8 protein-coding genes, 1 tRNA gene and 2 pseudogenes are annotated in these 13,665 nt (G+C 37.1%); 8 read left to right on the top strand and 3 right to left on the bottom strand.

Annotation, left to right across the window (positions count from 1 at the left end; translation table 11 throughout):
• Positions 1–393: 393 nt before the first annotated feature.
• From STRPS_RS02560 to STRPS_RS02550, 3 genes are all read left to right on the top strand, one after another.
• The gene (locus STRPS_RS02560) at positions 394–1,002 is read left to right on the top strand and encodes a VTT domain-containing protein (RefSeq protein WP_007892668.1); all 609 of its coding nucleotides are present in this window, start codon (positions 394–396) and stop codon (positions 1,000–1,002) included.
• Positions 1,003–1,314: 312 nt separating this feature from the next.
• Entirely contained in the window at positions 1,315–2,715 is a 1,401-nt protein-coding gene (locus STRPS_RS02555; protein ID WP_007892702.1) for a hypothetical protein, read from the top strand.
• Positions 2,716–3,246: 531 nt separating this feature from the next.
• On the top strand, positions 3,247–5,061 hold the full coding sequence (locus STRPS_RS02550) for a glycerophosphoryl diester phosphodiesterase membrane domain-containing protein (RefSeq protein ID WP_007896498.1): 1,815 nt from the start codon (positions 3,247–3,249) through the stop codon (positions 5,059–5,061).
• 584 nt (positions 5,062–5,645) lie between these two features.
• Here the strand turns inward: STRPS_RS02550 and STRPS_RS02545 are convergent.
• The 3 genes from STRPS_RS02545 to STRPS_RS02535 form a co-directional block, all read right to left on the bottom strand.
• Positions 5,646–5,716: transfer RNA gene (locus STRPS_RS02545), tRNA-Thr, on the bottom strand.
• A 357-nt stretch (positions 5,717–6,073) separates the two neighbouring features.
• Positions 6,074–7,444: an MATE family efflux transporter gene (locus STRPS_RS02540; RefSeq protein ID WP_007892690.1), complete on the bottom strand. Its 1,371-nt coding sequence runs from the start codon at positions 7,442–7,444 to the stop codon at positions 6,074–6,076.
• 11 nt (positions 7,445–7,455) lie between these two features.
• Positions 7,456–7,887 carry a MarR family winged helix-turn-helix transcriptional regulator gene (locus STRPS_RS02535; protein WP_176602244.1) on the bottom strand — a complete coding sequence of 144 codons (432 nt, stop codon included), beginning with the start codon at positions 7,885–7,887 and terminating at the stop codon, positions 7,456–7,458.
• 221 nt (positions 7,888–8,108) lie between these two features.
• Between STRPS_RS02535 and STRPS_RS02530 the strand changes: the two genes are divergently transcribed.
• The 5 genes and pseudogenes from STRPS_RS02530 to tnpA all read left to right on the top strand — a co-directional run bounded on the left by STRPS_RS02530 (position 8,109) and on the right by tnpA (position 13,471).
• Positions 8,109–8,363, top strand: coding sequence for a DUF1912 family protein (locus STRPS_RS02530; protein ID WP_007892674.1), 255 nt, complete (start codon positions 8,109–8,111; stop codon positions 8,361–8,363).
• 491 nt (positions 8,364–8,854) lie between these two features.
• Positions 8,855–9,400: pseudogene (locus tag STRPS_RS02525) on the top strand (GNAT family N-acetyltransferase).
• Between the two features lie 35 nt (positions 9,401–9,435).
• Positions 9,436–10,002 (top strand): hypothetical protein, encoded by a 567-nt coding sequence (locus STRPS_RS02520; protein WP_007892688.1) that lies wholly within the window; start codon positions 9,436–9,438, stop codon positions 10,000–10,002.
• Between the two features lie 70 nt (positions 10,003–10,072).
• Positions 10,073–12,724: a valine--tRNA ligase gene (locus STRPS_RS02515; RefSeq protein ID WP_007892684.1), complete on the top strand. Its 2,652-nt coding sequence runs from the start codon at positions 10,073–10,075 to the stop codon at positions 12,722–12,724.
• Positions 12,725–12,991: 267 nt separating this feature from the next.
• Positions 12,992–13,471 (top strand): annotated as a pseudogene (tnpA, locus tag STRPS_RS02510) (IS200/IS605 family transposase).
• The last annotated feature ends 194 nt before the right edge of the window (positions 13,472–13,665 follow it).

Genomic DNA, 13,665 nt, shown 5'->3' with positions numbered 1-13,665 from the left:
AAGGAATTAAAGAGTGATAAAGAATAAGGGGAGTTGAAGGAACTTATTATGAAGAAGATGTGCGAATCAATGATGAGACTTAGGGATGTTTATTCTGGTTAATTCTGTTTGCGATACTAGAAATAGGAGTGGTTTTGCTTTATCGTTTATCTTCTTCTGTGATTGGGTAGGAAAGTAGTGGTAACAAGTCATACTTAGCTACTATGACCCTAGTACCAGTTCTTACTTATTGTCTGCGACATACCTTTTTCTTGCTGGTTGGGGGCTAATTCTGTCAGCAAAGCTTAAGGAAAGCTTAATTCAAGTTATTTTTAGAAAACTTTTCTGGTAATAGGTTGGTTTTTTTGCTATGCTATGACATAGAGAAAAATTTTACAGATAAAAAGGAAAGCCATGTTTACTGATTTTATTAATACTATTTTGACCAATTATGGTCTCTACGCTTTTGCCATCATTTTTGTGATTATTTTTATTGAGACAGGTTTAGTCTTTTTTCCTTTTTTACCTGGGGACTCCCTTTTATTTATGACAGGGGCTTCTATTGCTAAGAGTGGTTACAATCCTGTCCCTTTTATTATGTTGCTGGCTAGTGCGGCGATAATTGGGGATTATGTTAACTATAGCCTTGGGAAAAAATATGGTTTATCCTTACGTAAAGTACCCTTTTTGGGGAAATTTATCAAGGACACCCATATTGTTGAAACGGAACAATTTTTTGCTAAATATGGCAGTCTGGCGATTTCATTAGGCCGTTTTGTTCCTATTGTGCGCACCTTTATTCCCTTTATCTCAGGAATTGGTCGCATGGATCAGAAGCAATTCGTAATCTATAACTGTATTGGAGGGCTGTCATGGGTACTTATCGGGATTTTAGCAGGCTTTTTCTTTGGTAGTATCCCATTCGTTCAATCTCATTTTGAAATGATTATGTTAGCTATTATCGTTATATCTGTTCTACCTATTGTTTTTGTGGCTATAAAACGTCATCTTAATCATAAATAAAAAGAAGCTTAGTACAGCCTCAGATTGAAGGAAAAGTCCAATTTGGACCATTTCCTTCAATCTTTTTTTGTTGAACTCGACAATAAAAAACTGCTTGTTGGTATGACGAAAATAATTTACTATTTTTGGAGTTATTATTATGTTATGGTTTGAAAAAAATGAGAATAATTAATATAATAAAATAAAAGAAAAAATTTATGGCATTAGGAATAGTTAGAGATTGAGACTCTTGTAATATTGTGACGTTTTAAAATAACTAAAATTCCTAATGAATAGGTTTAATATTGGAAATTAGAAAGTGGGAAAATAGGAATGAAGCCTAGGAAAAAATCAATTTATCTCTCATTGACAGCTCTATTACTAACAGGTGCTGTATTGACAGCCTGTACAGAGGTTTCTAAAAACAAAGGAACGGGTACAAAAACAGAGCAACAAGTAGCTAAAAAACAAAATTTTAGTACCTATGTAGATCAGGTTAGTGAATTAGTTAAACTAAATTGGCCGTCTATGGATAAGGTGTGGCCTACTTATAATTATAAGAAACATAATTTTTTAATCTTTTACCTTAACAAAGAAGGAAATGTAAAAGAAGCGCGATTGTTAAATGTCAAGGAGAATAGAAAACTCAAAAAAGAGGAATATGAACAAATTCCTGCTCCGACCCCAGAGGGCTATATTAGCGTAAAGTTTCAGGATAAGCAGTCTATCGCCATGAGTGTGGATGATAGAGTGATGGAGGCTAAGGATTCCGTTCAAGAATTATATAAAACAGCAACACATGAAATGGTTCATTTCTATTATCAAGGGGGTATCAAACTATCAAACAATGCAGGTAGAAACCAGTTATATCCTATTGAAATCGAACCAAGGGTTGTCAGAAGTATGCTCTATAACCGTTTAATACAAGCCTTCGAAAATCCTGAGAAACAAAAAGATTACCTAGCAAAAGCTAAATATTGGCTAGAGAAGTACCATGCTGAATTTAAGAAGGAAGCTGATAGTATAAGAATAACAGATATTGCTGAAGGAACTGCAAAATATACAGAAAGCCTAGGTAGTTTTATTGGTAAGAATTTATCTAAAGCAGATTCTCGTAACGAAGCAGGGAAGCTTATTCAAAAAGATAAGATTTTCATAGGTGCAGATCGGGAAAGCTATGAAATTGGATATGTTGCTGCCCTTATTCTAGATGATAAGGATCCAAAGTGGAAAGATAATTTCTATTCTAAAAACAAAGGGATAGACGAAGTGTTATTGGAAGATGTTACTGCCGTCCCTGACAGACCAGACGAAAAAATTGAGAAAAGAATCACCAAAAAAATTGAAAAGACTAATAAAAATATTAAAGTTAAATTGAAGGATATTATCGCAGCTAGCAAAGATAAAACTATTCCCTTCCTCCATTTGGATGTTTCTAAAGGTTCAAAAAGTTTTATTGCTGAACAGATGTTTAGCTATAAAAATATGCCCGTTATGTCAGGATATACTAACAGGTTTAATGTGAATAATAAAGTTATAGAAATTAAAAATGTAACTATTCTCAGTGGCTATAATCAGGTAAAACAATACATTAGGATACCTTTAACTGGAAAATATGAAGTCAAAAATGGGAAAATGACTGTCAAATCAGCTTCTCTTGATATTCCTGGTATTCCTGTTAAGGTCTCTACAGAAAATGGCCGAACTATCTACAGTGCAGAAACACAAGATTAGTTAGACTATTGAAATAGTCATTGTTTATCAACAGCGGTTTAAAGAAATTTGAAATTTTGATCTTGTTTTCCAACAAAAACGGACATAGAAGAGGTATACTTGTTTTAGCTTATACCACCAGATTTTCAAGGAAGTCAAAGGCCGAGCAGGTCTCAGAAGTTTATTTGAGTTAGGGAAAGTCTATGGTGTAGATCGAGGTTACGCATATTTTATAGAAAGCTCATTCAGTGGGAAACCTAAAAGGAAAACGTTATGTAACCCCTGTGCGTCATGAGCTAAGAAGGTATAGGTAGCATGTTAATACAGAAAGTCTCCAGAGTCACAAGGCTTTGGAGACTTTCCATATATATCTTTATTAGGTATTTACAAATTTCTAAACGAGAGTTGACAGTGAATCAGTCACATGCATCTGATCACTAGAGATTGTTTGATCATAAAAAAGATCTTTTTTAAGCTTACTTTATAAAAGTATTAAAAGAATGATATACTATTATTATATAAAAGGTTAAAATGTTGAATAGGTGGTAATTCATGATATTTAAGAAAGAAGCTTTTTCGTTTTATTTTAGATTCTTTTGGTCGTTAATAAAATTTCAAATAGTAACTAAGGGCATATTGTTTTTAGCGATTTTTCCAATAGCTAAAGGGATTTTACAGCTACTTCTAACCTCAAGTGGAAAATCTAGTCTCTCAAGTGGTGATTTTTTACCAACCTTTCTAAGTTTACAGGGAGCTGGCATTTTTATTTTAGTTCTTGTACTTTTGGTTATTTTAGTTGCCTTTGATATTAATGCTTTTATTATTATCAGTGCTTTAGCGAGAAAGGGTAATCCTAATCTTCCTCTTATAGAGATGTTAGGCATTAGTTTGAAATCAGTCAAAAATTTTTTAAAGCCGCAAGGTCTGTTAATTTTGATTTATGTGGCTATTATTATTCCTCTAATAGGTATAGGGGTTACTATCTCGCCTATGAGCAATTTTAAAATTCCTAATTTTATTACGGATGTTATTTACAATAACCCCGTCTACTTAATCGCTTACGGTACTCTCCTTTTAGTTCTTACTCTTATTACCTTAAGATATTTTTTCTTCTTTCACTACTGTTTATTAGAAGGAGAATCTATTAAAGAGGCTCTAAAAAAGTCTGCAAGCTTGATGAAAGGACATTGGAAAGCCTTTATAAAAGACTTTTTAGTAAAAATAGGTCTTAAAGTCATAGGGATTTCGGTCCTTTATTGTTTTCTTATTTTAGGCCTTATTTTAATCTTGGAAAAACTTAAGATTGGTCCGGGATTGGCCATGTTTGTCTTATTGACTATTGCTGAGATTATTTCTATTTTAGGGTTATTGGCAGTTCCTATCATTATTTATTCGGTTACAGACCTTTTTTATAGGTATAACGAAAGGGATGGCTATCCTTTAAAGAATAAGGTTTATAAGATTAAAGGATACCCAAAAGAAAATAAGCAAACAAAAAAAGGAAAAGCTAAGAAGCTAGGCGTGTTTCTCATTCTTGCAAGTGTCTTTATGATCAATGCTTCAATCAGTGTTGTCTATGGCCTTTTTTTCGATGAAATCGCAAAGGGTAATCATAAAATAGCCCTCGTTGCTCACAGGGGTGGGGGAAATTTAGCCGCTGAAAATACGATAGCTGGTATGAGAAAAGCTATCAAAGCGGGAGCAACTTGGACTGAAATAGATATTCAAAGAACTAAAGATGGTTATTATGTTATCAATCACGATCCTACATTTAAGAGATTGACAGGAATTGATAAGGCTTCAGATGAAATGACATTAGAAGAAATAAAATCACTTAAAGTAAAGGATTTTTTTGACCAAGAGAGGCCGGCCCAACCAGTAGCTACACTGGAGCAGTTTCTGAAAGCAGGACAGGGAAAAATTGGTTTTTATCTTGAACTAAAAGGGGATACCGCAGATAAAAAAATGGCGGATGATATAGTGAAACTGATTAAGGCTAAAAAGTTGGAAAAAAGCACAGCTTTATTATCTTTGGATTTAAATCTGATAAACTATATAGAAAAGAAGTATCCTGAAATAACTACTGGCTATCTCTATTATTTTTCTCTCGGTGAAATTAGTGATATAAATGCTGACATTCTCATTATGGAAGAAGGAGAGGCGACAACGCTTAATATTCTAAAGGCTCATGAAGCAGGTAAGAAAGTGGTTGTATGGACAATAAATAGCTCTGATTCAATAAGTAAATTTGTGAAAAGTGATGTAGATGCTGTCATCACTGACTTTGTTTTAGATGTGAAGAAGGGCATGAGAGAAAGAGACGCTAGAAGTGATCTTCAAATTGTTGTAGATGATATTTTAAACTGATGCTTAAGATTAGCTTGACGGAATGGTAGCTTAATCTTAATGGAAGCAATTTAACAGATATTGATTCTCTTTGACTCATCTTTGTTGTCATAAACATTATCTTGAAAGAATGAATCAGGTATGGACGGTACTTAGCAATTGTAAATGTTAAGGATAAAAAGAATCATTAATTGTTTCAGCGCGCATAAGTTTACAAAAAGAATGGAAAGCCTTATTATCAAGACTTTCCATTCTTTTTTGCCATCACTGGGAAAAAAGAAGTTCATTAGTGGCAATAAGGGAGATTTAGTATGATCTCTAATAGGAGGGTGATGGCTCAATTAAATGCTTTGCAAATTGATACAAAAATGACATCGACTGGTGCTTGACATACCTATGGAAGTTATCTATTAACAAAAGGTGTAGATATTTGGCCGGTTTCAAAATTAATGGGACATAAAGGCATTAAACAATTAATAGAAGCAAATGACCAGCTTTTAAAAAGTCTTAATGATAAAGGTGGTTTTTAAAAAGATTATCAAGACCAACATAAGAACAAAAATAAAAGAAACCCTATTACAATAAGGTTTCTTTAGTGTTATTGATGCCACCACCGAGAATCGAACTCGGAACGAAGCATTACCATTGCTTTATTATACCATTTAACTATAGCGGCTACTCTATCTATGATACTATAAAATAAGTTTTGGTGCAAGACTATTTTTTGAGAAAAATCTCTTCAAATAGCCCCATTTGGAATTGTTTTTCACTAGTTAGAGAGAGGGAGCTCGCAAGGAAACCAATACCTATCCAAAAGCTGATTTACTGACAATTCACTGGGGAGTTGGTGACGCCCCAAATGGAAATTCTCAGCAACTTCGCAACGATATCATTAATTTTGGCCTGCTTCACATCTTGAAGATTGGTGAAAGGCTGGAGTTAGAAAATAAAAAAGGAACCCTCTATGTGATTTGCGAGTTTTCGACCAAGAAATCTAATAAGGAGGTATAGACAGAGTTTTTTTTTCTAATCTTTATAATCTTTCGCCTCTAAGCTCCTGAGGCATGCGCTTAAATTCTCTTCTGAGAAAATAGAAGGCTGAGAGAAAAGCAATTAAATCGGAGATTGGGCCAGCGTACATGACACCTTCGACACCCATGTAATGTGGGAGAATAATAAGAAGGGGTAATAGGAAGATAACTTGCTTCATTAATGATAGAAAAGCACCTATTCTTGCCTTCCCTATGGCTTGGAAGAAAGTTGTAGAGGCAATTTGGATACCATTTATAAAAACAAAGAAAAGAAAAACCCGAACATATTGTATTCCAAATTGAAAATAAAGCTTGGAACCTGTTCCGAAGATTTCAAGGAAGGGTTTAGTGAAGATTTCAAAGCTTAAAAAAGCAATAATGGAGATAATAGTAGCAGTTTTAAGCAGTAGCTTAGTTGTCTCTTTTACTCGTTTTAAATTTCTAGCTCCGTAGTTATAGCCTATAATAGGCTGTGCCCCTTGGACGAGTCCAATAATCACCGCAATAAACAAGGAGTTGATTTTCATGACAATCCCTGCTATTGCAATAACAATATCACTGCCATAAACGGAATCAGCTCCATATCTCCGAAGCATATTATTGGTAACGATTTGGATAAGTAAGGTAGAGAATTGAAAAATAAATGAGGAAGAGCCGACTGATAAAATAGCTTTGACAATCTCTTTGTCAATTTTAAAATCATTTGTGACGAGCTTCACTGATTTAAATTTACGGAAATAGAGTGCCATATAGATGGCTGATAAAATTTGACTAATCAAAGTAGCTGTAGCAGCACCTTTTATCCCCCAACCAAAAGAAAAGATAAAGATGGGAACCAAAATAGTATTTAAGACTGCTCCAAAGATAATAGCCATCATAGAATAATTAGGGCTACCATCTGCTCTAACTAAGGGATTGACGCTCATAGTAAATAATAAAAATGGAATTCCAAAGGCAGAGATAGAGGTGTAGTCTTGAGCATAGACCATTGTGGCCTCCGTAGCACCAAAAATTAGAAGTAAAGGCTTCAAGAAAATAATAATGACTACTCCAAGTGCTATCCCTACAAGAAGTGATAAGGAAATAGCATTTCCTACAACCTTACTTGCACGATCAATTTTTCCTCGTCCTAAAGAGAGGTTGAAGTTTGAAGCGCCCCCAAGTCCAAAGGTCAGTCCAAAAGCTAAGCAGACAATGGTTAGAGGGAAAGCAATACTTGTAGCAGCGTTACCAAGGTAGCCCACGCTGTGCCCTATGAAAATTTGGTCTACAATATTGTAGAGAGAATTGACTAAATTAGCTAAAATAGCCGGCATTGCCATAGTGAACAGCAGTTTAGGAATAGGTTTAGTTTGAAAATGATTGGCTTGCATGAATCCTCCTTTTATTTCATAATATCTTTGCTGTTAAGCAATTTTAAGAGTAGTCGGCGTAAGGTATTTTTTTCAGCATCTGTGAGTTTTTCGGTAAAATTGGCCTCAATTTGGTCGCTAGTTTCTAAAATAAAGCCTCTAGCATTTTTTGCTTTATCAGTTAGCCTAATGATTTTAGAGCGTTTATCCTTGGGGTGTGCTTGGCGATAAATCAATTCTTTTTTTTCGAGATTTTGTAAAATTCCTGTGACAGTTGGATTGGACATACAAAAATAGGCTTCAATATCAATTTGTCGGACACTGGCTTCTGGCTTTAAAATAACATACTTTAGAATTTTAAACTGACTGGGAGTTAAACTATGCGGGGCTAAGATATGTCCAGCCGCCTTATCAAAGGTTTGACTATTTTTTTTTATTAAAATACCAATATGATCTTTTTCCATCATGATCCTTTCATAGCTTCCTATGTAATGTATCCATTATAACATAGCTTCCTATCTTTTTTGATAAAAAGAAGCAGAAAATGTTTCATAGCTTCTTATTTGGAACACTAGAACCGTAAAAGTAAGTCTTTTTTAGATTTAAGGTTAAAATAGGGGGAAATGGCGCTAGCTAGCTACTTATGGTATAATTGACTTATCAATTTAGGAAGTAGTCAGGTTATATGTCTTTCGAAAAAGAATTTATCAAAGATTTTGAGGCTTGGGTCCAAACACAAATTCAGGTTAACCAAGTAGCAATGGCAACCAGTCAACAGGTTGCCCAAGAAGATGGCGATGAGCGTGCTAGAGATGCCTTTATCCGGTATGAAAGTAAATTGGACGCCTATCAATTTCTTTTAGGGAAATTTGCTAATTATCATAATGGCAAAGGTTTCCACGATATGCCCGATGACTTATTTGGCAAACGAAGCTATTAATCCTTTAACGCGTTTTTAGCCTTAGAAATGAAGATCTAGGATTGCCTTATAGGAGTTAATCTGTTAGAATAAATGTAATCAGAGTCCTGACGAGTTTATCTGTTACAGAAAGCGGTGGTGTTGAGAAATCCGCACAGATGTCAAATGGTGTTGCTGAGGCTAATCCTTATGAATAACAAAGTTGTAAATATCTCAGGATATTTGAATTTGGGTGGTACCGCGGATACATTAATTCGTCCCTGTCTAGCATTGTACTAGATGGGGCTTTTTGTCTAGTAGAAAATGATGCTTGAACACTGATATACTTGCTTTAAAAATCCTACTTTTTAATTGGTTCTACTACCAGTGACCGATCTAGAGAGACGATCAGTGGTTAGGTAGCTATCAGAGTTAGCCCTGTCGATACTGTAGCTCTTTCGCCCTACATTGTAGCTAGTGACAGTTCAGTCAAGGTCATCAAAGCAGATACCCAGAAAGTTCGAGGTTTGCCAATGATAAGAATCCTAGGAGAAATGGGAAATAACCAACTACCAGTAATCGAAACTGAGCGGCTAATTCTTCGGGAGCCTTGCCTGTCAAATTCGGAAGCTATCTTTGCCTTTGCAAAGCCGGCAGAGGTCTCATATCCCGCTGGTTTTCCACCCGTCACAAGTAGTGAGGACGAGATCCATTATTTGGACACCATTTACCCAGAAAACCTCAAAAAAGAAAAGCTGTCGTCTGGCTATGGGATTACTTTGAAAGGACAAGATAAGGTCATCGCCTCTGTTGATTTTAATCATCGCCATGCAGACGACGTTTTTGAAATAGGCTACCTCTTGCACCCAGACTATTGAGAACAGGGAATTGTGCCTGAAGCTGCTGGGGCTTTTATTGAATATGGTTTCACTGTCTTAGACCTGCATAAAATTGAATTGGCCTGCTACAGCTCTAACAAGCGAAGTCAGGCTGTCGCTACTAAATTGGGCTTCACCCTAGAAGCAAGAGTAGGTGACAGAAAAGACGCCCAAAATCAGCGTTGCGACGGTCTACGCTAGGGATTATTAAAAAATGAGTGGGAGGCTAGGTACTTATGAACCTAATCTTTATAGGAGCGCAAGCTTCCGGCAAAATGACCATTGGCCAAGAGGTCGCCAAACTGACTGAGATGACCCTTTTTCATAATCATGAAACCATCGACTTTGTCCTCAGGTTTATGCCTTGGTCCAAGGACGCTACGGATTTGATTACTAAGATTCGTTTTGATTTTTTTGAGACTTTTGCAAAAATAGGACGACCAATGATTTTTACCATTGTTATTGATTTCGGTGACCCCAATGAAGTGGCATTCTTAGATGCTCTTCAAAGCACTTTTGAAGGCAATGACCAAGAAGTCCTTTTTGTAGAATTAGAAACGAGTTTGGAAGAGCGACTTGTCCGCAATAAAACGGAAAACCGCCTCAAACACAAACCCTTGAAAAGAGATATTGCCTGGTCGGAAAAAGATATCCTCAGCACCATGGGGTATGTCACTTTTAACAGTAAAGAGGCACCGGAAAAAATGCATCATTACTGTAAAATTAATAATACTCACAAAAGTGCTAAAGAAGTAGCAAAAGAAATAGTGGCAGTTATGAAGCAAATAGAGAAAGAGAAATGATTCTTATTTTCTAAATGATTTATCTTAGATGGAATCAAAAAATTATATTAAGCATTAAGAAAGGACAATTATGTCAAAAGAACTATCACCAAAATATAACCCAACCGAAGTAGAAGCGGGTCGCTACCAAAAATGGTTAGACCAAGAGGTCTTCAAACCTTCAGGTGACAAAAAAGCCAAACCTTACTCTATCGTTATCCCACCACCAAACGTAACTGGTAAACTCCACCTTGGTCATGCTTGGGATACAACCCTTCAAGATATTATTATTCGTCAAAAACGGATGCAAGGTTTTGATACCCTTTGGCTTCCTGGTATGGACCATGCGGGGATTGCTACTCAGGCAAAGGTTGAAGAGCGCCTGCGTGAACAAGGCATCACCCGTTATGACCTTGGCCGTGAAAAATTCTTAGAAAAAGTCTGGGAATGGAAAGACGAATATGCAGCTACTATTAAAGAGCAATGGGGTAAGATGGGTATCTCCGTGGATTATTCACGTGAGCGCTTCACTCTAGATGAAGGTCTCTCTAAAGCGGTACGCAAGGTTTTCGTCGATCTTTACAAAAAAGGCTGGATTTACCGTGGTGAGTTCATCATCAACTGGGATCCGGCTGCCCGCACAGCCTTGTCCGACATTGAAGTTATCCATAAAGATGTGGAAGGTGCCTTTTATCATATGACCTATATGTTGGAAGATGGCTCGCGCGGCTTACAAGTGGCAACTACTCGACCAGAAACCATGTTTGGTGACGTGGCTGTTGCTGTTAATCCGGAAGATCCTCGTTATAAGGACTTAATCGGTGAAAATGTTGTTTTACCAATCGTGAATAAGCTTATCCCTATCGTGGCCGATGAGCATGCTGATCCTGAGTTTGGTACTGGAGTGGTTAAAATCACACCTGCCCATGATCCTAACGACTTCTTAGTAGGTCAACGCCATAACTTACCTCAAGTTAATGTCATGAATGACGATGGGACAATGAACGAGCTAGCGGGTGAATTTGCTGGTATGGATCGTTTTGAAGCCCGTAAAGCAACAGTTGCTAAGTTAAAAGAACTTGGTGCTCTTGTTAACATTGAAGAACGTGTTCACTCTGTAGGCCATTCAGAACGTTCTGGCGCAGTCGTTGAACCACGCTTATCAACACAGTGGTTCGTTAAAATGGACGAACTCGCTAAACAAGCCATGGCAAACCAAGATACTGAAAACCGTGTGGATTTCTACCCACCACGTTTCAACGATACTTTCATGAGCTGGATGGAAAATGTCCATGACTGGGTTATCTCTCGCCAATTATGGTGGGGACATCAAATCCCAGCTTGGTACAACGCTGAAGGCGATATCTACGTTGGCGAAGAGGCACCAGAAGGTGACGGTTGGAAACAGGACGAAGATGTCCTTGATACCTGGTTCTCATCTGCTTTATGGCCATTTTCAACTATGGGCTGGCCTGATACAGAAGCAGAAGACTTTAAACGTTATTTCCCAACATCAACACTTGTAACAGGTTATGACATTATTTTCTTCTGGGTATCTCGAATGATTTTCCAATCATTGGAATTTACCAATGAACGCCCATTCCAAAATGTACTGATTCACGGTTTAATTCGTGACGAAGAAGGCCGTAAAATGTCTAAATCATTGGGCAATGGGATTGATCCAATGGATGTGGTTGAAAAATATGGGGCAGATGCCCTTCGTTGGTTCCTTTCAAACGGCTCTGCCCCAGGACAAGACGTTCGTTTCTCTTACGAAAAAATGGACGCTGCTTGGAACTTTATTAATAAGATTTGGAACATTTCCCGTTATATTCTTATGAACAATGAAGGTTTGACTTTAGCAGAAGCAGAAAGCAATGTGGCTAAAGTAGCTGCCTCAGAAGCTGGAAATGTGACCGATAGATGGATTCTTCACAACCTTAATGAGACTATCGTCAAAGTTACGGAGAACTTTGACAAGTTCGAGTTTGGTGTTGCAGGCCACATCTTGTACAACTTCATTTGGGAAGAGTTTGCTAACTGGTATGTTGAGCTCACTAAAGAGGTACTTTATTCCAACAATGAAGAGGAAAAAGTCATGACGCGTTCAGTCCTCCTTTATACTTTGGACAAAATTTTGCGTCTTCTCCACCCAATCATGCCTTTTGTGACGGAAGAAATCTATGCTCAATATGCAGATGGCTCAATTGTAACAGCTGTATATCCTGTTGCTGATGCTGCTTTTGAAAATGAGACTGCCCACCGTGGGGTTGAGAGCTTAAAAGACCTAATCCGAGCTGTCCGCAATGCGCGTGCAGAGGTGAATGTCGCACCAAGCAAGGTTATCACCATCTTGATTAAAACGTCAGACAAAGAGCTAGAGGGCTTTTTCAAAACCAACGAAAACTACATCCGACGTTTTACAAACCCTGAAAAATTAGAGATTTCAGCTGATTTGCAAGTCCCAGAAATGGCTATGACCTCAATCATCACAGGCGCAGAAATCTACTTGCCACTTGCAGACCTACTCAACGTGGACGAAGAATTAGCTCGCCTTGATAAAGAGCTTGCTAAATGGCAAAAAGAACTAGACATGGTCGGCAAAAAACTCAGCAATGAACGCTTCGTCGCCAATGCTAAACCAGACGTTGTTCAAAAAGAACGCGACAAACAAGCCGATTATCAAGCTAAATTCGACGCGACGGAAGAGCGAATTACTGAAATGAAAAAGTTGGTTAAATAAAAATCTTGGAATATAGGCTTAGCTCGGCGGGCCCTACCATTGGTACGGTCCTGTCTCAGTGTGATTTTAGGAAAGTACAGAATAGGTATTTAAAAACACGGTTTTGACCGTGTTTTTTGTGTATTATGTGGCTTTTAGCCCGTTTCACTCCGAAGGTGTGAAATAAGAACCACCCGCTATGGCGCATCAAAGGTTATACCTAAAAAAACTCCTAAGGCGATACAATATAGGTGTTCAGGCCAATTGTAAAGCGAAAGGAGTAAAAATATGGCGCAAAAGGCACATAGTTTATCACACACAAAGTGGATGTGTAAATATCACATTGTGTTCACCCCTAAGTATAGACGAAAAGTAATCTATAATTAATATCGAGGCAGTTTGGGAGAAATTTTTCAAAGATTATGTAGCTATAAAGGAGTGGAAATAATAGAAGGACATCTGATGCCAGATTACGTACACATGTTAGTAAGCATTCCCCCCAGAATAAGTGTTTCAAGTTTTATAGGCTATTTAAAAGGTAAGAGTGCACTTATGATGTTCGACAAACACGCCAATCTGAAATACAAATTTGGTAATCGACACTTTTGGGCAGAAGGTTATTATGTTAGTAAGGTTGGATTAAATGAAGCTACAATAAAGAAATAGATACAAGTCTAGGAGAAACATAATATCATCCTAGATAAATTAAGTGTAAAAGAATATGACAGGGATAGTGACAAGTCATACAAAGGCCTCTTTGAGAGGTAAGTTACGAGTCAAGAGCAATGAGGCTTGAACAAAGTGAAAGCCAGCGCCTTTAGACGCTGGCTAGTTGTCTGGGCTTATAGCCCTGGACCAAACCACCCGTTTGACGGGTGGTTATGATTACTGATAGATAAAAAAGGTAATGTTTTATTGTATTAATTCCAAAATGTCAACCCTATTATTTTAAGTAAATGATA

The organism is Streptococcus pseudoporcinus LQ 940-04 (assembly GCF_000188035.1).
Classification (GTDB): domain Bacteria; phylum Bacillota; class Bacilli; order Lactobacillales; family Streptococcaceae; genus Streptococcus; species Streptococcus pseudoporcinus.
This window is presented reverse-complemented; position numbering and strand designations above follow the sequence as displayed.

Excerpts from the sequence above, each read along its gene's own strand:
- STRPS_RS02550 (WP_007896498.1), top strand. The coding sequence starts at position 3,247 with ATGATATTTAAGAAAGAAGCTTTTTCGTTTTATTTTAGATTCTTTTGG.
- STRPS_RS02530 (WP_007892674.1), top strand. The coding sequence starts at position 8,109 with ATGTCTTTCGAAAAAGAATTTATCAAAGATTTTGAGGCTTGGGTCCAA.
- STRPS_RS02515 (WP_007892684.1), top strand. The coding sequence starts at position 10,073 with ATGTCAAAAGAACTATCACCAAAATATAACCCAACCGAAGTAGAAGCG.
- STRPS_RS02540 (WP_007892690.1), bottom strand. The coding sequence starts at position 7,444 with ATGCAAGCCAATCATTTTCAAACTAAACCTATTCCTAAACTGCTGTTC.
- STRPS_RS02520 (WP_007892688.1), top strand. The coding sequence starts at position 9,436 with ATGAACCTAATCTTTATAGGAGCGCAAGCTTCCGGCAAAATGACCATT.
- STRPS_RS02555 (WP_007892702.1), top strand. The coding sequence starts at position 1,315 with ATGAAGCCTAGGAAAAAATCAATTTATCTCTCATTGACAGCTCTATTA.
- STRPS_RS02535 (WP_176602244.1), bottom strand. The coding sequence starts at position 7,887 with ATGGAAAAAGATCATATTGGTATTTTAATAAAAAAAAATAGTCAAACC.
- STRPS_RS02560 (WP_007892668.1), top strand. The coding sequence starts at position 394 with ATGTTTACTGATTTTATTAATACTATTTTGACCAATTATGGTCTCTAC.